19 protein-coding genes and 3 tRNA genes are annotated in these 21702 nt (G+C 60.0%); 7 read left to right on the forward strand and 15 right to left on the reverse strand.

The window, feature by feature from the left end; translation table 11 throughout:
• Positions 1–99: 99 nt before the first annotated feature.
• Positions 100–2655, reverse strand: coding sequence for a glucans biosynthesis glucosyltransferase MdoH (gene mdoH, locus PVE98_RS12490; protein WP_096072927.1), 2556 nt, complete (start codon positions 2653–2655; stop codon positions 100–102).
• Complete coding sequence (locus tag PVE98_RS12495; RefSeq protein ID WP_193390109.1) at positions 2648–4186, reverse strand: glucan biosynthesis protein G; 1539 nt, start codon at positions 4184–4186, stop codon at positions 2648–2650. The genes mdoH and PVE98_RS12495 overlap by 8 nt, the downstream gene beginning before the upstream one ends.
• Positions 4187–4455: 269 nt before the next feature.
• On the opposite strand from PVE98_RS12495, the gene mdoC reads away from it, so the two are divergent.
• Positions 4456–5580, forward strand: coding sequence for a glucans biosynthesis protein MdoC (gene mdoC, locus PVE98_RS12500; protein WP_033751047.1), 1125 nt, complete (start codon positions 4456–4458; stop codon positions 5578–5580).
• A gap of 43 nt (positions 5581–5623) precedes the next feature.
• Here the strand turns inward: mdoC and PVE98_RS12505 are convergent, their stop codons facing one another.
• Positions 5624–7084, reverse strand: coding sequence for a phospholipase D family protein (locus PVE98_RS12505; protein WP_033751050.1), 1461 nt, complete (start codon positions 7082–7084; stop codon positions 5624–5626).
• Positions 7085–7232: 148 nt separating this feature from the next.
• Here PVE98_RS12505 and PVE98_RS12510 point away from each other — a divergent pair, with 148 nt between their 5' ends.
• Positions 7233–8390, forward strand: coding sequence for a beta-glucosidase (locus PVE98_RS12510; RefSeq protein ID WP_096072925.1), 1158 nt, complete (start codon positions 7233–7235; stop codon positions 8388–8390).
• On the opposite strand, the gene PVE98_RS12515 is transcribed toward PVE98_RS12510, so the two are convergent.
• The 6 genes from PVE98_RS12515 to PVE98_RS12540 all read right to left on the reverse strand — a co-directional run bounded on the left by PVE98_RS12515 (position 8378) and on the right by PVE98_RS12540 (position 15854).
• Positions 8378–8551 (reverse strand): hypothetical protein, encoded by a 174-nt coding sequence (locus PVE98_RS12515; RefSeq protein WP_187143625.1) that lies wholly within the window; start codon positions 8549–8551, stop codon positions 8378–8380. The genes PVE98_RS12510 and PVE98_RS12515 overlap by 13 nt on opposite strands.
• A gap of 314 nt (positions 8552–8865) precedes the next feature.
• Positions 8866–11076, reverse strand: coding sequence for a TonB-dependent siderophore receptor (locus PVE98_RS12520; protein ID WP_096072924.1), 2211 nt, complete (start codon positions 11074–11076; stop codon positions 8866–8868).
• A 194-nt stretch (positions 11077–11270) separates the two neighbouring features.
• Complete coding sequence (locus PVE98_RS12525) at positions 11271–12644, reverse strand: efflux transporter outer membrane subunit (RefSeq protein ID WP_096072923.1); 1374 nt, start codon at positions 12642–12644, stop codon at positions 11271–11273.
• A complete protein-coding gene (locus PVE98_RS12530; RefSeq protein WP_033751062.1) occupies positions 12644–13738 on the reverse strand; it encodes an HlyD family secretion protein in 1095 nt (364 codons plus the stop codon). Before PVE98_RS12530 ends, PVE98_RS12525 begins: the two co-directional genes overlap by 1 nt.
• Entirely contained in the window at positions 13735–15420 is a 1686-nt protein-coding gene (locus tag PVE98_RS12535) for an MFS transporter (protein ID WP_096072922.1), read from the reverse strand. Before PVE98_RS12535 ends, PVE98_RS12530 begins: the two co-directional genes overlap by 4 nt.
• A gap of 2 nt (positions 15421–15422) precedes the next feature.
• Entirely contained in the window at positions 15423–15854 is a 432-nt protein-coding gene (locus PVE98_RS12540) for a MarR family winged helix-turn-helix transcriptional regulator (RefSeq protein ID WP_048786582.1), read from the reverse strand.
• 160 nt (positions 15855–16014) lie between these two features.
• Here PVE98_RS12540 and PVE98_RS12545 point away from each other — a divergent pair, with 160 nt between their 5' ends.
• The 4 genes from PVE98_RS12545 to PVE98_RS12560 all read left to right on the forward strand — a co-directional run bounded on the left by PVE98_RS12545 (position 16015) and on the right by PVE98_RS12560 (position 19585).
• Complete coding sequence (locus PVE98_RS12545) at positions 16015–16860, forward strand: AraC family transcriptional regulator (protein WP_096072921.1); 846 nt, start codon at positions 16015–16017, stop codon at positions 16858–16860.
• 41 nt (positions 16861–16901) lie between these two features.
• Positions 16902–17309 carry a DUF2000 domain-containing protein gene (locus PVE98_RS12550; RefSeq protein WP_084885883.1) on the forward strand — a complete coding sequence of 136 codons (408 nt, stop codon included), beginning with the start codon at positions 16902–16904 and terminating at the stop codon, positions 17307–17309.
• A gap of 370 nt (positions 17310–17679) precedes the next feature.
• The gene (locus PVE98_RS12555; protein WP_033751075.1) at positions 17680–17940 is read left to right on the forward strand and encodes a biofilm/acid-resistance regulator YmgB/AriR; all 261 of its coding nucleotides are present in this window, start codon (positions 17680–17682) and stop codon (positions 17938–17940) included.
• Between the two features lie 145 nt (positions 17941–18085).
• Entirely contained in the window at positions 18086–19585 is a 1500-nt protein-coding gene (locus tag PVE98_RS12560; RefSeq protein WP_096072920.1) for a SulP family inorganic anion transporter, read from the forward strand.
• A gap of 41 nt (positions 19586–19626) precedes the next feature.
• On the opposite strand, the gene PVE98_RS12565 is transcribed toward PVE98_RS12560, so the two are convergent.
• Positions 19627–19908: a DUF6404 family protein gene (locus PVE98_RS12565; protein WP_227741478.1), complete on the reverse strand. Its 282-nt coding sequence runs from the start codon at positions 19906–19908 to the stop codon at positions 19627–19629.
• A gap of 153 nt (positions 19909–20061) precedes the next feature.
• Between PVE98_RS12565 and PVE98_RS12570 the strand changes: the two genes are divergently transcribed.
• Positions 20062–20232, forward strand: coding sequence for a hypothetical protein (locus PVE98_RS12570; RefSeq protein WP_033751084.1), 171 nt, complete (start codon positions 20062–20064; stop codon positions 20230–20232).
• Positions 20233–20339: 107 nt separating this feature from the next.
• Here PVE98_RS12570 and PVE98_RS12575 read toward each other — a convergent pair whose 3' ends face one another.
• The 5 genes from PVE98_RS12575 to pgsA all read right to left on the reverse strand — a co-directional run bounded on the left by PVE98_RS12575 (position 20340) and on the right by pgsA (position 21689).
• The gene (locus PVE98_RS12575; RefSeq protein WP_227741477.1) at positions 20340–20540 is read right to left on the reverse strand and encodes a hypothetical protein; all 201 of its coding nucleotides are present in this window, start codon (positions 20538–20540) and stop codon (positions 20340–20342) included.
• Positions 20541–20701: 161 nt separating this feature from the next.
• Positions 20702–20787: transfer RNA gene (locus tag PVE98_RS12580), tRNA-Leu, on the reverse strand.
• An 11-nt stretch (positions 20788–20798) separates the two neighbouring features.
• A tRNA-Cys gene (locus tag PVE98_RS12585) sits at positions 20799–20872 on the reverse strand.
• A gap of 40 nt (positions 20873–20912) precedes the next feature.
• A tRNA-Gly gene (locus PVE98_RS12590) sits at positions 20913–20988 on the reverse strand.
• A gap of 152 nt (positions 20989–21140) precedes the next feature.
• Positions 21141–21689, reverse strand: a complete 549-nt coding sequence (gene pgsA / locus PVE98_RS12595; RefSeq protein ID WP_033751087.1) for a CDP-diacylglycerol--glycerol-3-phosphate 3-phosphatidyltransferase — start codon at positions 21687–21689, stop codon at positions 21141–21143.
• Between the last annotated feature and the right edge of the window lie 13 nt (positions 21690–21702).

A 21702-nucleotide genomic window follows, 5' to 3' on the forward strand; every position in this document is an offset into this window, starting at 1 on the left:
AGCTATTTTGTCGCCTGCTTACGCTATCAAAACGTAATAATAGCGTTAAATTGCGCGCATAAAAAAAGCGGCATCGCTGCCGCTTTAGGTTGGCGAATATTAACCCGCCTGAGGTGGTAGCGCCAGCGGATTGAGCGCCAGCTTCTGATAGCTCTCTACCCACTGATGATACTTATCGCCGTTCTCCCACAGGCGTGAGTGAACGCGCGCCAGCACCACCGGATCGCTGATCAGCTGCAGACGCTGTTCGCGGTTCAGCTTCTCGGGCGTATCGCTCAGTGCCTGATCGACGCGGCGGTCGCGCGCGTAATCAAGCAGCTGACTCTGGCGGTGACGCGAGGTCGCCAGCGCGGTCGCCAGCGCGTTAAACGCCGGATGGAACAGCGCATGCATAAAGCCGTGCTTCAGGGCGCGCTCGCGGTTGAGCTGCAGGTAGCGGTCGGTGTCCACCAGCTCTTTCGGCGGCTCATACTCTTCCGGGATCAGGAACAGCTTCGCGCGCTTGCTCTTCAGTCCGACCGTCGCGCGGCTCGACATCACCGACACGAATGGCGACAGGATCAGCGAGAAGACGATCGGCGCCAGCCACCAGAGGAAGTTGAGATCCAGCACGCCCATGCCTACTGCCCAGACGATGCCAAGCAGCATCTGCGATCCGTGACGACGGAAGGCTTCGCTCCACGGCGTAGCGTCATCGTCGCGCTGCGGCGAGTTCCAGACCACTTCCCAGCCCAGGAAGGCGCTGACCACGAACACGGTATGGAACAGCATACGCACCGGCGCCAGCAGCACGGAGAAGAGCATCTCCAGCAGCAGCGAGATAAAGAGCCGGAACGCGCCGCCGTAAGGTTTCGCGCCTTTGAACCAGATCAGCACCACGCTGAGCAGCTTCGGCAGGAACAGCAGCACCAGCGTCGTCGAGAAGAGCGCGATCGCCAGCTCAGGACGCCACTGCGGCCAGACCGGGAAGAGCTGCCTCGGCTGCAGGAAGTATTGCGGCTCCATCAGCGTATGCACCACCTGCAGCGCGGTGGAGAGCGCCAGGAACATAAACCACAGCGGCGCCGAGAGATAAGACATGACGCCGGTCAGGAACACCGCGCGGTGCACTGGGTGCATCCCTTTCACCAGGAACAGGCGGAAGTTCATCAGGTTGCCGTGACACCAGCGACGGTCGCGCTTCAGCTCGTCCAGCAGGTTCGGCGGCAGCTCCTCATAGGAACCCGGCAGGTCATAAGCGATCCAGACACCCCAGCCGGCGCGGCGCATCAGCGCCGCTTCGACGAAGTCGTGCGACAGGATCGAGCCGGCGAAAGAGCCCTCGCCTGGCAGCGGCGCCAGCGCGCAGTGCTCGATAAAGGGCTTCACGCGGATAATGGCGTTATGTCCCCAGTAGTGCGACTCGCCAAGCTGCCAGAAGTGCAAACCGGCGGTAAAGAGCGGACCGTAAACGCGCGTGGCGAACTGCTGGCAGCGCGCGTAGAGCGTATCCATGCCCGACGCCTTCGGCGACGACTGGATGATACCGGCGTTAGGGTTCGCTTCCATCATGCGCACCAGGCCGGTAAGACATTCGCCGCTCATCACGCTGTCCGCGTCCAGCACCACCATATAGCTGTAGTTGCTGCCCCAGCGACGGCAGAAGTCGTCGATGTTGCCGCTCTTACGCTTCACGCGGCGACGGCGACGGCGGTAGAAGATTTTGCCGGCCCCGCCCACGTCGCGCACCAGCTCCATCCAGGCCTTCTGCTCCGCAATGGCGATATCAGGATCGTAGCTGTCGCTTAGCACGTAGACGTCGAAGTGCTCTGCGTTGCCGGTACGCGCGACCGATTCCCAGGTGGCGCGCAGGCCCGCGAAGACGCGTTCCACGTCCTCGTTGCAGATCGGCATAATCAGCGCGGTGCGATGTTCAGGATTAAGCGGCTCGTCGCCCACCGTCGAGTAGGAGATGCTGTACTTATCGCGGCCGATCAGCAGCTGCAGGAAGCCCATCAGCGCGGTCCAGAAGCCCGCCGACACCCAGCAGAACAGAATGGCAAAGAGGAACAGAATGCCGGTCTGCAACACATAAGGCAGGATCTGCATCACCGACTGTTGCCAGTTCTGATTCAGCATCTCCATCGGATCGAGCAGCGTCCAGCCCTGATAGGGCAGGATGGTTTTCATGTACCAGGTGGCGATGACGGTCTGAAACAGGGTAAGGATCAGCAGCACATAGCGGCGAATGGAGCCGACGTGACGCCACTTCTCCTCGGCGCGCTGCTCTTCCGCATTGGCGTAGCGATGCGTCAGCTTTTCGCCGCGCAGCGAGCTCCAGGCACGCACCAGCGGGTTGGTCCGCCAGGCTTCCGGGAACATCAGCGAGCGTTTAACCTTCGGCATCGCCTTCAGCGTGGTGCGATCGAGATAATCTTTGCCGAACTGCTCGCCGTCGGCCAGCGAATCCGGCCACGCCATTTTGACGCGGGCCGAGACCGACTTAAGCGGCGCATCGTCAGGACGATCGCTGGCGGCGACATCCTGGCCAAGCGTATCGTGAATGAAGTGAAACGCCTCGGCGTGCTGCAGCGAGGCGCTTAACCGGGCCTTCCCTGCCGCATCCAGCGGCAGGGCTTCCACGTAGTTTTTAGGAATAAATGTCGGATTATTCATTGGCAGGTAACTGATAGCTCCAGGTTTCCGTCAATGTCTTGTCGCCGCTAACCAGCGCGGCGCGCATTTCGGTAGGCTGTTTGTTATCTTTGACGCGCAGACGCAGCACCAGACGCCAGCCTTTGGTGACCGGGTTATAGCGTACGCTCTGCTCAACCACTTCGCCGTTTTCGCCCACGCTGACCTGCGGCGCGACCTGGCTGTTATCCGGCATCTGGCTCATCGCTTTACCAACGAAGTCGATGGTGAAGGCGATAGAACCATCCGGCTGACGCACCAGATTAGACTGCTTCACGTCGCCCGCCGAACGCAGCGTATTTTTCACCCAGGCGGTATCGTCGGAGTGAAGCTGGCTCTCGTCGCGCGTAAAGTGCAGGCGGTAGTTGAAGTTCATCTCTTTGCCCGGATCCGGCAGATTCTCCGGCGTCCAGAAGGCGACGATATTGTCGTTGGTTTCGTCCGCGGTCGGGATTTCTACCAGCTCGACGCGGCCTTTACCCCAGTCGCCCAGCGGTTCAACCCAGCCGCTCGGACGCATATCGTAACGGTCGTCGAGATCCTGATAGCGGTTGAAGTCGCGGCTGCGCTGCAGCAAACCGAAGCCTTTCGGGCTTTCGATGGTGTAGGTGCTCACCGCCAGATGGCGCGGATTATTGAGCGGCCGCCAGATCCATTCGCCGTTGCCGCTGTGAATCGACAGACCGTCGGAGTCATGCAGCTCCGGACGGAAGTTGGTCACCGGCGAAGGCTGGTTGGCGCCGAACAGGAACATACTGGTCAGCGGCGCAACGCCAAGCTTGCCGACTTTGTCGCGCAGATAGACTTTCGACTGTACGTCGACAGTGGTTTCTTTGCCCGGATGCACGGTAAAGCGATAGGCGCCCGTCGCGCGCGGCGAATCGAGCAGCGCATAGATCACCAGCTGCTTATCCTGCGGTTTAGGACGCTGGATCCAGAATTCCTTAAAGCGCGGGAACTCTTCCCCGGACGGCAGTGCCGTGTCGATCGCCAGACCGCGCGCGGACAGGCCATAAACCTGATCGGCGCCGATAACGCGGAAGTAGCTCGCGCCCAGGAAGCTGGTGATCTCATCATCTTTTTTATCGCGCGAGTTAAGCGGATAAAGCACTTTAAAACCGGCGAACCCTAAATTTTTCACCGAGTCGGCGTCGTGTTTAACGTTGCCGAAGTTGAAATAGTCAGGGCTGTATTTGATTTCGCGCGCCGCGTTGGCCGTCACTTCGTTGATTTTTACCGGCGTGTCGAAATACATGCCCTGGTGGTAAAACTCAAGCTTGAACGGCGTACGCAGTTTGCCCCAGTACGCTTTGTCGTGGTTAAACTGGATCTGCTGATAGTCAGCAAATTTCATTTCACGAAACTGAGAGGGTAAATTGCTCTTAGGCGCCTCAAAACTTTTCCCTGCCAGCGTTTTGGCTTCTTTTGCGACATCATCAAGGTTAAACGCCCAGCTATTATTGGCGTACAACGCCAGCAGAACTGCCGCGCCAAGCCAGCGCATCTTCATCAGTCCGCCTTTTTTTTCTACATTAATCAGCACATCCCCCCCTTTCGTGTGCTAAGTACAAACCCATTTATCTTAAAGGATTATTCGCTTTTCCGACAGCATATCCAAAAGAATGTTCCAGGGTTTCGTCAGGGCTACGCCTGCTTTTAGGACAATTAAACGTTCCAGAATCAACTGATAGTATACGCTGTTTACAGCGGGTAGAATTTCCCTGCGGCATAAACCAGTTTCAGGGGGAAACTGGCCGAAACGTACTAACAAACTGGAACTTTATGAGTACAGTAAAACCTGAACGTGAATATTTCCTCGATTCGATTCGGGCGTATTTGATGTTGCTGGGGGTGCCGTTTCACGTTTCCCTCATCTATTCCACCCAAAAATGGGCCGTCAATAGTCAGGAAGCGTCGCTCTGGCTGACGGTGCTGAATGATTTTATTCACGCCTTCCGCATGCAGGTCTTTTTCGTTATCTCAGGCTACTTTTCCTACATGCTCTACCTGCGCTACGAAGCGAAGCGCTGGCTGAAAGTGCGCATGGAGCGCGTCGGCATTCCGCTGCTGACGGCCGTGCCGCTGATTACGCTGCCGCAGTTTTTTATGCTGCGCGCGCTGTCGGACAAGATGAGCAACTGGGATCAGCTGACGCTGTACGGCAAGTTCAATAACCTGATGTGGGAGCTGATTTCGCACCTCTGGTTTCTGGTGGTGCTGGTGATCCTTACCGCGCTCGGCATGCTGACCTTTAACTGGCTGCGCCGCCAGCATCGGCATATCGATTATAGCCGCATCGGCTGGGGCAAGGTGACGCTGGCGATCATGGGCTATGCGCTGCTGTGGGACGTTTTCCGTCGCGCGATCTTTACCTTTTTTCCGGCGCTGCTGATGGACGGCCTGTTCAGCATTATGGTGATGCAGACGCTGCTGTTTTTGCCCTTCTTTATGCTGGGAGCGCTGGCGTGGAAACACCCTGCCCTGAAGCAGCTGTTCGTGCGCTTTAATCCGGTGATGTGCTTCGGCGCGATTCTGGTTTTCATCGCCTATAGCCTTAATCAGCGCTACAGCAGCGGCGACGGCTGGCTCTATGAACTCGACGCGTTGATTACCACGCTGATGGGGCTCTGCATGCTCAACGTCTGCTTCAGCTTCGGCCACCGCATGCTTAACGCCCATTCGCCGCGCATTATGTATCTGGTGAACGCCTCGCTGTTTATCTACCTGGTACACCATCCGCTGACGCTGCTCTACGGCATTTTCATCACGCCGCAGATCGGCAACAACACGCTGGGCTTCTTTGTCGGGCTGGCGATGGTGTTCGGCGTGGCGTTTCTGCTCTATGAAATTCATCTGCGCATCCCGCTGCTGCGCTTTCTGTTTTCCGGCAAGCCGCAGAAAAAATAGCAAGACCACCGCGCGGACGCTTTGCCGCCCGCGCGGTCGACGCCTATAGCAGCCACTCGATCGGCAGACGCCACACCAGCCGCACCAGCAGGCGCTGCACCCAGGTGCAGCGCGGCTCATGCTTATGCACAATCTCCTGCGCTTCCCCCGCATACTCGACCCAGTTGACGCGTCCCCACTTGTCGAGCCGCAGCGCCCAGGCGCGATCGCGCATTGCGGCGCTAAAGCGCTGATGAGTCTGCCGCGCCAGCGCTTCACTCTCAATCACCAGCCCCATTTCGGTATTCAGCACCGCCGAACGGGGATCGAAGTTGAATGAGCCGATAAACAGCGTCTCCTGATCGACGGTAAAGGTTTTGGCATGCAGGCTGGAGCCGGAGTTACCGGTGAGACCGCGGTCGTGCGGCGCGTCGGGCACGCCCGACTGCGGCTTCAGCTCATAGAGCTCGATGCCGCGCCGCAGCAGCTTTTTACGCCACTTGGCGTAGCCCGCATGCACCACCGACACGTCGTTGGCGGCGAGAGAGTTGGTCAGAATCGCGATTTTTACGCCGCGCCGTTTCAGCGCCAGCAGCTGGGCGACGCCGGCGCGCGTGGGAACGAAATAGGCGGAGATGATATCGAACTGCCGCTGCGGCACGCCGATCACCTCCAGCATGCGCTGCGGCAGCAGGCTCCTGCGCTTCGCCCGGCCCAGCCCCTTACGCGGATCGTCGCTCAGCAGACGCGCGCGCGCCCAGGTCATGCTCAGCGTGCCCTGCTCCAGCTGGCTGACGAAGTGCGAGCTTTCCAGCCGCGCCAGATAGCGCTGTACCGCCTCGCTGTCGCGCCAGTCGGGCGGCAGCGCCACCGCGCCGTCCTGATGCTCGCTCTCGTCCAGCACGCTCTTCAGCGGTGCCACCGGTTTGCTCTGCCAGTAGCGTTCGAAATCTTCCGAGACTTCTTCCACCACCGGGCCGATCGCCAGCACGTCAAGATCGGCGAACAGCGGTTCGCTGCCGGTGGCGAAATATTCATCGCCGACGTTACGCCCGCCAACAATGGTCGCCACGCCGTCCACGGTAAAGCTCTTGTTGTGCATGCGGCGATTCAGCCGGGCGAAATCGGAGAGATAGCCCAGCGCGCGCAGCGTGCGGAACGAGAACGGATTAAACAGCTTCACCGTGATATTGGGATGGCGATCGAGACGCGCCAGCGTATCGTCCAGGCCCGGCGTATTGTTGTCGTCCAGCAGCAGCCGCACCTTCACGCCGCGCCCGGCCGCCTCCAGCAGCGCGCTAAACAGCAGGCGTCCCGACATATCGTTCTGCCAGATGTAATACTGCACATCCAGCGTGCGCTCCGCTTTGCCCATCAGCAGATAGCGGGCCGCAAAAGCGTCGAGCCCGTCCGCCAGCGGATGAATGCCGCTCAGGCCGGGGTGGCGGGCACTGCGCGGGCCGATAATCTCCTCAAGCCAGCTGACGTCAGGCAGTTCGGTCAGCAGATTTAACGCTTCGGTCATTGGGGTTCCCTGAATAATCGACACGCTCTTATTATTTAACGCTTCGCCGGATATGGCTATACGCGCAGTCTGAGAGCAGCCAGACAGCGCCGTTTTTTCAGCTAGACTTAGCCAGACTATCACGACCGGCCAGTTACAGGAGCGGACCATGACGTCAGATTCATCCCTGCTTCAGCGCCACCATCCCCGGCTGTTTAAAAGTTTTTTTCAGGGCAGCTTCCCCTGCTCTACCGCCTGCCGCACCGCGGGCAAGCGGCTGGACATGGTGATCAGCAGCGGCCACGATATGCTGCTGGATAAAGATTACGCCGCGCTCGCGGCGCAGCGTCTGCATACGGCGCGCGACGGCGCACGCTGGTATCTGATTGAAAAAGAGCCGGACCGCTACGACTGGAGCAGCTTCCTGCCGATGGTGCAGGCGGCCAGACGCCATGAGATGGAGATTATCTGGGAACTGGCGCACTTCGGCTATCCCGATCATCTGAATATCTGGAAGGCGTCGTTTATCGAGCATTTCGCCCGTTTCGCCCGCGCTATGGCGCAGGTAATGCGCGATGAGGGCATCGAGCGCCCGTTTTTCACGCCCATTAACCAGATTTCATTCTGGTCATGGGCCGGAGCCGACGTCGCCTGGTTCAATCCCCACGTCGCCAATCGCGGCAGAGAGTTAAAGCGTCAGCTGGTGCGCGCCTCGCTGGCGGCGATCCACGCTATCCGCGAGGTCTATCCCGAAGCGCGTTTCGTACTCACCGATCCGCTGGTGCAGATCGCCAGCGATCCCCATAATCCCGACAGCAAACCCTACGCCGACGTGCAGCATCAGGCGCAGTTTGAGGCCTGGGATATGCTGGCTGGACGCATCGACAGCGAGCTCGGCGGCAGCGAGGATTGCCTCGATATTCTCGGACTCAACTACTATCCCGACAATCACTGGTTCTTTCCCGGCGAGCCGATGTCGGCGACGCATCCGCTGCGCCAGCCGCTGCATCGCCTGCTGGCGCAGTGCTGGCAGCGCTACCAGCGCCCGCTGCTGCTGGCGGAAACCGGCGCGGAAGGCGAAGCGCGCGCCGCCTGGCTGCAGCATATCAGCGAAGAGGTGATGCTGGCGCTCGAACAGGGAGTGGGCCTGGAGGGCGTTTCCCTCTATCCGGTGGTGGAATATCCTGCCTGGGCTGACGATCGCCGTTCGCCGGGCGCGCTGTTCGGGCTGGGCGATCCCAACGGCAACCGCACGCTGCATGAGGGCCTGGCGCTGGTGTTGCGCAGTCAGCAGATTAAGTTTCAGACCAGATTTCAGGAGGGGTGAACGGGCGGTTTTTTCGGCGTGCAGCTCTGTACTTCAAGCGACGGATCGGCGGGATGGCGAACATCGGTGAGCCAGGTCATAGCAAAGAGAAATACCACGCCGATCAAGCAGGCGGCCAGCAGACCAATAATGGCGATCAGTTTGTCATCTCGCGATTCCATACTTTCTCCTTCTGAACCTCCCTGCCGCTTACGATTCTCTCTTTAACTCATCCAGAGCGTCACCAACAGGACGAAGATTATAAGCGTAACAGAGGTCACCGCAAGCACCACGATGGCGAAGTGCGCATCGTCCATGGTCTGGCGAAGGGGCTCATCTTGCGGATCGTGCGGCGACAGTGGAAGCATAGATTCTCAACGGAAATCGGTGGATCGCCGCAGGCTTGCGGCGGCGACCAGTGTAATAGAAACCGGGCCGCCCGCCAGCCTTTTCTTGTGCAAAAAAAGCGGGACGCGAAGCGCGTCCCGTTAGCGGATCAGAAGTCGTAGCTGACGCCGGCCTTCAGCGTGCGGCCGTCGCCGCGGAACAGGTAGGTGCCGGTATCGTCGACAGAGGACCAGTACTTCTCATTGGTCACGTTATCGAGGCCGACGCGCCACACCAGATCGTTTTCTTTCACCTTCATGCGGTAACGCATGCCCAGATCCAGCGTGGTATAGCTGTCGATCTTTTTGCTGTTGGCGGCGTCCGCCCACTGCGATCCGGTGCGCTGCAGCTGGGCCGTCGCCGTCAGGCCGTCAACCGGTCTGATGTCATACTCGCCGCCGAACACCAGGTTGTAGCGCGGCACGCCGATGGCATCCTTGCCGTTGTAGCTGCCGTTTTCGGTTTTGGTCATCTCTGGATCGATCCAGGTCGCGCTGCCGGTGAGACGCACGCCCAGCACCGGCTCGCCGAAGAGATTCAGCTCCACGCCGCGGTTGCGCTGCTCGCCGTCCAGGCCATAGCTGCCGTCGCCGTTAAGAATGCCCGACGGCTTCTTGATCTCGAACAGCGCCAGCGATCCGCCCACGCGCTGGAAATCGACCTTCACGCCCACCTCATTCTGTTTCGCATGGGCGATGCCGGTCGTGGTGCCGTAGTTGGTGGCGTTGTTCGGCGCCACCTCGCCCGGCTGCAGCGACTCGGTGTGGTTGGCATAAAGCGCCACCGACTCAAGCGGTTTATAGAGAATGCCGTAGGTCGGCATCCAGCGGCTGTCGGTGTAGCGGCTCGAGGTATCTTCGGCGCCGGTGGCGTTGCTGTAGTTGCGCACCACCACTTTCTGATGGCGCGCGCCTAAAGTCAGCTGCACGCTGTCGTTCAGCACGCCCAGCGTGTCGCTCAGCAGGTAGCCCTGGGTGCGGTTGCGGCCGGTAGTGAGCGGATCGCTGTAGTCGCCGCCGGTGAGGTTATTGGTCGGGTTCGGCACCTTGCCGGTGTGATAGATATTGGTCGACTCGGTGTTCGCGCCGTAGGCCATGCGCCACGCGGTGTTGTTGCGCGAGGTGTAGGCGGAATAGCCGACGTTGACCTTATGGCTGATAAAGCCGGTATCGAAGCGGCCGCGCAGCCCGGCCATGCCGCTGAAGTTGTTGATGATGCGATTGGTGTCAAGACGGCCGATTTGCGCGTTGCCGTCTGCATCGGTGAGCTTCGGCGACGCGTAGTCGCCCAGCTCGTGAGAGTGCTGCGCGCCCACCGCGCCGTAAAGCGTCCAGCTGTCCGTAACGTCATACTCGGCGCGCGCCATGCCGAACTCTGACTCGATATCGCTGTAGACCCAATCCTGGCTGTAGTTGTGGCTGTTTGACGGCAGCTTTGGAATAAAGTCGATGCCGCTGATGTTGACACCGTTATCAGCATCGTGGAAGGTTTTTTTCTGATAGCCGACGTCAAGCGAGGTGCGCAGGCGATCGCCGCGGTAGTCCAGCCCGAGGGAGGCGGCAGTGGTGCGCTTCTGCTCGCCGTCGACGCCGGTTTCCCCTTCGCGATGCACCGCGTTCAGGCGCACGCCGAACTGGTTAGCGTCGCCGAAACGGCGGCTGATATCGGTGGTCGTGCCGATCTGCTGCGCCGAGGTGTAATCGACGCCGACGCGCGTCAGCGGCAGATCCTCGGCATGTTTCGGCTCGAGGTTGATCATGCCGCCTACCCCGCTGCTGGCGGCACCGTTAAGCAGGCCGTTGGCGCCTTTGAAGATCTCGACGCGATCGATCAGCGACGCGTCCATCACCTGGCGCGGCACCACGCCCGGCAGCCCGCCGAAGGTCATATCGTCGCCATCCAGCGTAAAGCCGCGGATGCGGTAGGTTTCAGCGAAGTTGCCGTAGCCCTGCAGGCTCTGCACGCCCGCGTCATTTTTCACCACGTCGGCGATGGTTTTCGCCTGCCGATCCTGGATCATCTTCGAGGTGAAGCCGATAACGTTGAACGGCACCTCCATGGCGCTCTGCTCGCCCAGCATGCCGAGACGGCCGCCATGGGCTACCTGGCCATCAAGATAAGCGGGCACCAGCTGGTCGCCACCGGGTTTGAAGTCGCTCTGCGGCGCGGCGGTGACGGTCAGGACCTGCTCGTCGCTACTGGCGGTTGAAGCGGAGTCACGGGTGTTGGTGGTAGCAGCCATCACTGGCAAACAACCGGCGCTGACCAGTAAGGCCAGCAGCGTCGGTTTAAATCCGGGAGAAGAAAGCGAACGGCGCATAGTCGATCCCTAATGCTAAAGTTACTGATAATCATTATTATTACGGTTTGCGATTATGCGCAGCCTTGCTTTTATTGCAAGCAAAATCTTGACAGGTGAAAGACAAGAGGCACCTAAGTTATTGATTCTTAAAGTATTTTATGGAAAGCAGCAGGCTGAAAACGCGGCGGCCTGCTCCGCCGCGCGAAAATGATTTAAGGCGCCTGCCAGCCGCCGCCCAGCGCGCGGTACAGGGCGATTTGCGCCAGCAGCAGGTTGTTTTTTACCGAGACCAGATTGAGCTGGGTAGAGAACAGCGTGCGCTGCGCGTCCAGCTCGTCAAGATAGGAGGCATAACCGTTTTGATAGCGATTGCGAGCGATGCGCAGCGCCTCCGAGACATACTCTTCCTGTTTCTGCAGCTCCGCCAGCTGCGCCTGCCCTTGCAGTATGGCGTCCATCGCGTCGTTCACCTCGGAGAAGGCGTTGCGCACCACTTTCTCATAGCCGTAAAGCGCCTGGTTACGCGCCGCCATCGACACATCTACCTGCGCCGTCAGCGCTTCGCGGTTCAGCAGCGGCGCCAGCACGCTGCCGCCAATGCTCCAGAGGCGGAACGGATTGTCGATCAGCTGATGCAGCTCGCTGCTTTGCAGGGTGCCGCTCGCGGTCAGGTTGAGCGAGGGCAGCAGCTTCGCCTGCGACGAGGCGAGCGTGGCGTCCGCCGCCAGCAGCAGGCGCTGCGCCTGGACGATATCGGGCCGCCGGTTAAGCAGTTGCGACGGCAACAGCTGCGGCATTTGCTGCGGCATAATCTGGTTGAACTGCGGCCGACGCGCGATCTCGCGCGGGTTCATCCCCACCAGAATGCTCAGGGCGTTCTCCTGCTGGGCGATCTGATGCCTGAGCTGCGGCACCTGCGCCTTCGCCGTCTGGAATTCGGACGCCGCCTGCATCCACTCCAGCCGCGAACTGTAACCGGTTTCGAACTGGCGCTGCGCCAGCTGCAGCGAATTGCCGCGCGTCTCAAGCGTCGCCTCGGTGACGCGCAGCTGCTCGTCCAGCGCCACTAGGCTCAGATAGCCCGACGCTACCGAGCTGGCGACGGTCAGCTCCGCCGCCGACGCCGCCGCGCGCTGCGCCTCCAGCGACGCTTCGCTGGCCGCGATGCTGCTGCTGCGCGCTCCCCACAGGTCGACATCGTAGCTCGCCTGCAGCAGCCCCTGATAAACGGCGCTCTCGTAAGGCTGGCCGGTAGCGGCAGAGAGCGCGCGCTGATGCGTCGCGCCGACGCCCGCGCTCAGCGTCGGGAAGTTGTCGCCCTGCGCCGCGCGCAGCTCGGCGCGGTATTGTTCGACGCGCGAACGCGCCGTGAGAATATCAAGGTTATTGCGCAGCGCCTGCGTCACCAGCCGGTTGAGATTGTCGTCGCCGAAGGCGCGCCACCACTCCGCTTCCGGCGCGGCGGCGGGTCCAACCTGATTACGCCACTGCGGCGGGATCGGCAGCGACGCGGGCGCTTTCTCTACCTCGGTGGCGCAGCCGGCCAGCATGAGCGCCGCCAGACCGGCGCATAACAGCCGCCTCATTACTTCACCGCCTTATCGCGCGGTTGTGCGGCGGTATCGATGCTGACCTCCACCGACATGCCGGGGCGCAGCTCGCGCATATCCTCCTCGTCAATGGCGATTCGCACCGGAATGCGCTGGGCGATTTTGACGAAGTTGCCGGTGGCGTTATCCGGCGAAATCGCGCTGAACTCGGAGCCCGCCGCCGGCGAGATAAATTCCACATGGCCGTTAAAGCGTTTGCCGTTGAGCGCGTCGACCCGGAAGGTCGCCGGCAGGCCCGGCCGAATATCCGCCAGCTGCGTCTCTTTCATATTGGCGATAATCCATTTATGGTCCGGCACCACCGAGGTCAGCCGCGTGCCCGCCGTGACGTAGGCGCCTTTGCGCACCGAAAGCTGGCCGAGCTGCCCGGCGTCCGGCGCAACGATGCGGGTATTGGCAAGATCGATCTGCGCCAGCTCCAGCGCCGCCTGGGCGCTGGCGACGTCGCCTTCCAGCGACGCGCGATTGACGATCACGGTTTGCAGATTCTGCTGCGCGACCGCCACCTGCGCCTCCGCCTGACGCACCGCCGCCTGCGCCTGCGCGTTGGCGGCGCGCGCCGCATCGCGTTCACGCACCGAGAGCGAGCCGTCGGCGGCCAGATTTTCGACGCGCTTCAGATCGAAGCCCCCCTTCAGCGCCTGCGCTCTGGCGTTCTCCAGCGCGGCCTTATTGCTGGCGATGGTGGCTTCCGCGCTGCGGCGCTGCTGCAGGTTGTTGCTGAGCGCCGCCTGCTTCATCGCCAGCTGCGCCTCCGCCTGATGCACGCGCTGACGATAGATACGATCGTCGATGGTCATCAGCAGTTGCCCTTTTTGCACCGGCTGAAGATCCACGACCTCCACCGAGGTGAGATAGCCATTGACCTGCGGGCTGATAAAGGTCACCTGGCCGCGCACGTAGGCGTTCTCGGTGCTCTGTATAGCGCTGGTGAAGGGCCAGAGCTGCCAGGCGTATAAAATAATCAGCACGCCAAGAATGGCGATGCCGCTTCCCGCCGCAATGGAAAGAATACGCCGGCGATTGGCGCGCTCGCGCTCCGCCGCCTGAAGTTCATCCTGCTGACTCATCGTGACTCCATAGATTCTTGTGACGCTGCCGCCAGACGCTGCTCCATCAGATTAAAGCGCGCCTGTCGCCAGTTGAGATATCGCTGACGGGAGAGACGCCACAGCGCCCACATCAGGGTGATGAGCGCCAGCGCCGCCGTCAGTAAATAGGTATCGTTATAGGCCAGCACGTTCGCCTGCAGCGTCGCCACCACCTGCAGCTGGCTGGTGCTTTGCGCGCTCAGCAGCGCAGGATCGGCCAGCTGGCTGTTGAACAGCGCGCCATACTGGCTGAGGCGCTCTGTAACGTTGGGATCGAGCAGCGAGAGCTGATCGCCGATCAGGCTGGAGTGGTACTTCTCGCGCCAGACCTGAAAAGTGCCGAGGATCGCGGAGCCGATCAGACCGCCCAGGTTCTGGCTCATGCCGAACAGCACCACGAAGCTCACCAGATTTTTCGGCTGCGTTACCACGCTGCCGATGCCGATCAGCATTGCGGGCGCCATAAAAAAGGTGCTGCTGAAGCCGAGCAGGAACTGGCTGAGATACATATTGTTGGCGCGCGTCACCGGGCTGGCTTGGGCATCCATCAGCGAGGCGACGATCATCACCGCCAGCGAGGTGACGATCGGCCAGTTAAGGTGCGCGGGCCGGATGGTCAGCGCGCTGGTGGCGATGCCGAGCGTCATGCCGCCGATAATCGCCAGCGACAGGCCGCGCATCTGATCGTTGAGCAGCCCCAGCTGCTGCAAAAAGCCCACCGCGCCGGTGTTCTGCTCCGCCAGCACGATGCGTATCATAATCATCACGATGCCGAGACGCACCATGTTGCCGCTGCTGAGCCAGCGCGTATTGATGAGCGGATTTTTCCGGTTGTGCTCAATGACGATCGCCGCGACGATCAGCACCAGCGCGAACGCCAGGCAGACGCCGAGCCAGGGCGTGGTGAACCACCATTCGATGCGCCCCAGCGACAGCACGCCGCAGAGCAGCGCCATGCCCGGCGCCAGCAGCATAAAGGTGACGAAATCGAGCTTTTCAAAAGCCTTGATGCGATCGCCCGGCGGCAGCTTCACCACCAGCACGCAGCCCAGCGCGATCATCGCCAGACCCAGCTCAAACAGATAGAGCCCGCGCCACTCTTCCAGCTGCAACAGCTCGGACGAAAAAAGCCGCGCCATCGGAATGGCGAACTGCGAGACGGTCAGGCCGATCACCAGCGCCTTCAGCCGGTGCTTTGCCGGCCACGCCTGCACCTGATAGTAGATCCCCAGCGAGCTGAGCGCCGCGCCCGCCATGCCGTGGGCGGTGCGCACAATGATCGCCGAGCTGAGATCGTTAGCGAAGAGATGGAAAAAGGCCACCAGCACGTAGAGCACCAGAAAGGCTTCGGTGAACACGCGCAAGCCGAACTGCTGGCGAAACTTCACCAGCAGCAGGTTGATGGAAATATTGCCCATCACGTAGACGGCGGGCAGCCAGGCGATTTCGTTAGAGTAGGCGCCGAAGGTGCCCTGGAGGTTGGTCAGGTTAGCGGTAACCAGCGCGTTGCTAAGCGCGCCGGTAAGCGAGATAAGCAGGCCTATCAGGCCAAAGGCAATCCGTTTCGGCGGCGAATGAATCGGGGTCGAGGGCGAGCCCGGCAGCATGGGTTTTTCATGCGGCAACCATTCGCGCTGCGCATAGGGATTGCGTCGTGCCACCGCTACATATTTCCCATACGCGTCAGCAGCTGTTGCAGCACCTGCTCCGTGGTCGCCAGCGCCTGCGGATCGATATCGCCGAGCAGATCGGCGCGCAGCGCGTCCGCCTCGTTTTTCACTAAGGCGAAAGCCTGATTGCCTTTTTCCGTCAGCACCAGATGGCGCTTGCGGCGATCTTCCGGCGGCTGCACGCGCGTCAGCAGCTCCTGTTTCACCAGACGGTCGATAAGCGGCACCATACTGGCGTCCTCCAGGCCAAGCATCTGCGCCAGTTCCGTCTGGGTCAGCGGCCGCGTTTCGCTGGCGATAAGGCCGATCGCCATCCAGCTGCTCATGCTCAGGCCGCTGTGTTTAAGGTGACGATCGACGGCCAGCCGCCATGCGTGCGCGGTCTGGTAGAGAAGATGGGTAAAGGTTTTATAGTGCAGAGTCAAAGCGTAGCGACCTGATTATTAGAGTTCTAACTAAATGAGTGCGTTATTATACGCCGAGCAAATTGCTAATGAAAATAGCACAAGGCGTTAAATAATGACGCGTATGTCGTCGGGTTTTAAGGTCATATTACTACCCAGACGGGATAAAACTGGAGCTACTATGCCCGATCGCAACAGCAACTGGATAGATCTGCGCCGCGACGCCTTGCACGGCATCGAGACCATCCGCGCGCATTTCACCGGCCACGCCTACGATCCTCACTGGCACGACAGCTATCTGATCGGCGTGACGGAGCAAGGCGTGCAGCAGTTTCACTCGCGCCGTAAACAGCACCGTAGCCGCCCCGGCACGGTATTTATGCTGGAGCCGGAAGAGCTGCACGACGGCGACGCGGTAGATGCGCAGGGCTTTACCTATCGTATGCTCTATCTCTCGCCGCAGCAGATCGCGCAGCAGCTGACGCCGCTCTGCACCGCTGACTACGGCGGCGAACTCCGCTTCGCCGCCACGCTGCGCGAGGATCAGGCGCTCGCCTGGTCCGTCTGGCACTGTTTCGACGCGCTGTGGCACGACCATCCGGCATTGATCAAAGAGGCTACGCTCGACCGCCTGTTTCTGCAGCTGAGTCAGCATCCGCTATGGCGCAGCGAGCCGCGCGCGGCGGATAACGATCGCCGGCTGGCCCAGCAGGCGCGCGACTGGCTTATCGCTCATCATGCGCTTAATCCGGGATTACAGGCGATGGCCGAGGCGCTGCAGGTGGATCGCTTTCGCCTTTCGCGCCTGTTTCAGGCGCAGTGGGGCTTACCGCCGCACGCCTGGCTGGTGCAGTGGCGCTTATCCCAGGCCCGCCGACAGCTGGCGGCGGGCCTTCCTGCCGCCGACGTCGCTGCGGCATTAGGCTTCGCCGATCAAAGCCACCTGGGCCGCTGGTTTAAGCGCGCCTGCCATCTGACCCCGGCGCGCTATCAGCAGGCCTGCACAAATCTTCCAGACGCCGGCTGAAGACCGGGCCACAATGCCCTTTTTCTGTCTGGAGAAGTGTTATGCAAGACCCTCGTTGCGTCATGATTTTGCAAAACGATCTCGCCCCTGGTAAAGCCGCCAACGCCGCGGCGGTCATCGCGCTGACGCTCGGCCAGCGCCATCCCGCGCTGGTCGGCGAGGCGTTACAGGATGCCGACGCCTGCAGCTATCCCGGCCTTATTCCGGTCGGCATTCCGGTGCTGGCGGCCACCCATGCCGAGATGGACGCACTGCGCGCCCGCTGTGCCGAGCTGGCGTGCGATCTGGTGCTCTTTCCTGAGCAGGGTCAGACCACCACCGACTACGCGGCCTTTAGCGCGGCGATGCGCGAAATCCCGGCCAGCGAGTGGCGCCTGCTGGGCCTGGCACTGGTCGGCGAGAAACAACAGGTGCGAAAACTGACCTCGAAGTTAAAGCTTTTTAGCTAAACAGCGGCCAGAAACGTTGCACGTTTAACCACATAGCTGTACAAGTGTGCCATTGTACAAACAACCTGTACAGCTTTGCCTCACTTCGTATACATTTATGCATTTGATAATTAACAAATAGCACAAATTGACTAATATTACTCTTGTGTCTGTACACCTTCATTGTATAACTTTACGTCCCATGAATCGGATAACGATTCCGTAACGAATGATGCGTTTGCGTCGCCTCTGAAGGTGTCAGTGGATTTCCACCTTCAGAGGTCCTTTTTTTGATGAGCTGGCACCCTTTACATCTGTCCATGTAAGGGGATTTTCATCGTTAATTGATCTGGTATTCGAATAGACGCCAGGGCTATTTTAGGGCTGACACATGCAAAACGCTGTTTCGCAAACCGATAAAGAGATGGGTGATCGCTTCAACGCAGCGGCTAACAACGCCGCTAGCGAGATGGAAATGCTGGGTTTAGCTATCGCGGAGATTCTCCAGACGGGCAATCCTGTCACCAATAAAGCGATTATCGCTAAACTGATCCACCGGCTGGAGCTGGAGTCAGATCCGGCGACGCTTGACATCTATCGTCAGCTGCTGGAGCTGGTAGTGCATAAAACCCCCGACGATTTAACGGTGTAATCCTGACTCCAGGGATGGAGTTATCCTGCCCGTTCCGCCAGCGCTGGCAAATTTTCCTTTCAGACAGTACTCTCTCCAGCTTAATTTCTGCTGCGTTCTCCGCTTCTGTCGCGAGAGCGAATAATCAAAAAGAGCCTGCAAGTTTATGAGTCAACCTAATGACGTTGTTCCATCCTTGGACAACGACCTGAGCATGGGCCGCGTGCTACGTTCCCCCGCCCTGCTCACCCGCGAGTGTCTGGCAGGCGTGATCACCGCGCTGGCCTTAATCCCAGAAGTGATCTCCTTTTCCGTGATCGCCGGTGTCGACCCCAAGGTCAGCCTGGTGGCGTCGGTGGTGCTCTGCCTGACGCTCTCGATACTGGGCGGGCGTCCGGCGATGGTGACCGCCGCCGCCGGCTCGGTGGCACTGGTGATCGGCCCGATGGTGCATGCGCACGGCGTGGCCTATATTTTGCCCGCCGTGGTGCTGGGCGGCGTGATTCAGATCCTGTTCGGCGTGGCCGGTCTGGCGCGCATGATGCGCTATATCCCACGCTCGGTGATGCTCGGCTTCGTCAATGCGCTCGGCGTCCTGATCTTCTTCGCGCAGGTGCCGCACGTCTGGGGACAGAGCTCGCTGGTGTGGCTGCTGTTTGCCGTGACGCTGGCGATCGTGCTGCTGCTGCCGCGCCTGCTGAAAAGCGTGCCCTCGCCGCTGGTCGCTATCGTGGTGGTCACCGCCGTCGCGCTGCTGATGGGCTGGCGCGTGCCCAACGTGGGCGATGAAGGCCCGATGAGCGCCGGCTTGCCCGGTCTCAATGCGCTCCAGGTGCCGTTAAGCCTGCAAACGTTACAAATCGTCTGGCCGACAGCGCTCAGCATCGCCTTTGTCGGCCTGATGGAGTCGCTGCTCACCGCCAAGCTGGTGGACGATCTGACCGATACGCTCTCCAGCAAGCGTCGCGAGTCCTGGGGATTAGGTGTCGCTAACATTTTCGCCGCCTTTTACGGCGGCATCGCCGGCTGCGCGATGATCGGCCAGACCATCGTCAACGTCGAGCTGGGCAAGGCGCGCACGCGCGTTTCGACGCTGGTCGCCGGGCTGGTGCTGCTGCTGCTGGTAACCGGCCTGAGCGCGATCATGGCGCAAATTCCGATGGTCGTGCTGGCGGGCATTATGATGGTGGTCGCGGTGAAGACGGTGAACTGGCACAGCCTGCAGCCCACAACGCTCAGGCGCATGCCCTGGTCGGAGACGCTGGTGATGGCGCTGACGATTGGCGTCACGGTCTGGACCGGCAACCTGGCGCTGGGGGTGCTGGCGGGCGTGATCGCCGCCATGATGCTGTTTGCGCGCCGTATCGCCCACGTGATCCACGCCGAGCGCGAAGTCAGCGCCGACGGTCAGTCGGTGCGCTATCGCGTGCGCGGCCCGCTCTTTTTCGCCAGCAGCAACGATCTGTTTGAGCACTTCGATTACGGTCATGACCCGAAACAGGTGACGATCGATCTGACCGATGCGCAAATCTGGGACGCCTCGTCGGTGGCCGCGCTCGACGGCATTGAATACCGCTATCAGCGCCACGGCGCGCAGGTGACAATTGTCGGTCTGGATACCCGCAGCAGCGATTTTCATCGCCGCCTGACCGGTAAATTCGAGTAATTTACGGCTGATGATGCGATGCGGCAGAAGCCGCATCGCCATTAAAGCGGTTTGGCCTGCCGCCGCGCCTTGAAGCGCGCGATGAGCGTCGTCATCGCCTGATAGATGACGCCTGCGTAGAGGCTTTGTAAAATCGCCATTCCTGTTTCCATCCCCTCTTTTTGCCAGAAGCAGAACCACATAAACAGGCCCCAAAGCAGGGAAAACAGTAGACAGCCTTTGATAAATTTCACGACGCCCTGCATCTCGTTTCCTTCTTTGTCAGCGCGGCCCGTGCCGCGTTGTCGAGGCGTGAAAGTATCGCATCGCGCGGCGTTTTGCACTCCAGGCTGCATCAGATGAGAGGCGGGTCAAATTTTACCGGCATGAATTAATTTACGCGTGTAGAGCTGGTGCGCTGGCGCTGGCCTGCTACGCTTTAATTTCATTGCATTTTTATGCTTTCTTTTTCAATACCGGAGAATAAGGTGGCAACGATGAATAACGTGAAAAAAGGGATCTGCATTACGCTGGCGGTGCTGGCGCTGGCGGGCTGTATGCACCGCAGCGACGCGATTAAATCGGATGGCCGCCCTCATGCGCCAAGCGGCCAGTCGTCGCCGGGCGGCACGCTGGGCTCAGGTCCAGTTGGACAGCCGCAGTCGTAATGAAAAACCCGGTTAACGCCGGGTTTTTTCATTTTAACTTTCCTTTCTGTCTGAAAGGTTGCCGCTCGCTGTAAGCGATGTCAGGTCTGAGTTAAAGGATTTCGCACTCAATGCAGAGAGTGATCAAGTAACGCCATCGCGGTTTCGTAGACAAGATCGGGTTTTGCGTCGGGCAGTATTACCTTAATCTTTTCTTTGAGCGCGCGGTTGGTCACCGGTTGTCGATCGGCCAGCAGCTCAAGCACGGCCTGCCCAAACATCAAACGACACACATGAACAGCATCTTTAGCGTACTTCGTTTCCATCATAACCTCCCCTGTTAGTGAGGAAGTAAAGTAACGCGAATTACAGGAACGCTTATATTGATTAGCTGGCGGGACAATTCAGACACAAAAAAACCGCCCTGAAGGCGGTCACGACATTGCTTACTACTGCTTTGTTTTAATTTGGTTTTTTTAATCGATAGAGATGGTGCCCGGGGCGGGACTTGAACCCGCACGACCATAAGCCGAGGGATTTTAAATCCCTTGTGTCTACCGATTTCACCACCCGGGCAGGGTGTAAAGTGGAGGCGCGTCCCGGAGTCGAACCGAGGTGGACGGATTTGCAATCCGCTGCATGGCCACTCTGCCAACGCGCCTTTATCCGCTGTGCCGTCAGGGGATCCTGACCTGCAAATCTGGAGCGGGAAACGAGACTCGAACTCGCGACCCCGACCTTGGCAAGGTCGTGCTCTACCAACTGAGCTATTCCCGCATTGTTCAGCAATCTAATGGAACTTGCTGATTTTGCTTATCTTCTGGCAGCCTTGCCGCCGTTCGATGCGATGCATTCTACTGACCTGACGCACTGAGTCAACAGAATTATCTTCACAGTGCGTCCGTTTGCTGCTTTTTAAGTCGCTTCGATCAGCTATCGAGCAAATCGCCGCGCGCAGCGCTTAAATACTGAAACATAGACCAGAATGTCAGCACGGCGGCGATATAAAGCGCCACCACGCCCACGGCGATAACCGTAGTGTCGGGACGCCACAGCAGCGCCACCAGCGAGAGCATCTGCGCCGTGGTTTTCACCTTGCCGATCCAGGAGACGGCGACGCTGCTGCGCTTGCCGATCTCCGCCATCCACTCGCGCAGCGCAGAAATAATAATTTCGCGCGCGATCATGGTCGCGGCCGGCAGAGTAATCCACCACGAGTGAAAGTATTCCGCCACCAGGACCAGCGCAATCGCCACCATCACCTTATCGGCCACCGGATCGAGGAAGGCGCCGAAGCGCGTGGTTTGCTTCCAGCGACGGGCGAGAAATCCGTCGAACCAGTCGGTAACCGCAGCGACCACGAAGATCAGCGCGGTGGCGAACGGCGCCCAGTAGAACGGCAGATAGAAAGCCAGCACGAAGAAAGGAATCAGGACGACTCGAAACAGGGTGAGACACGTCGGAATGTTAAATTGCATATGCCGGTAACTG

The sequence above is a fragment of the Pantoea sp. GABEPS69 genome (assembly GCF_045780835.1).
Taxonomy (GTDB): domain Bacteria; phylum Pseudomonadota; class Gammaproteobacteria; order Enterobacterales; family Enterobacteriaceae; genus Pantoea; species Pantoea septica.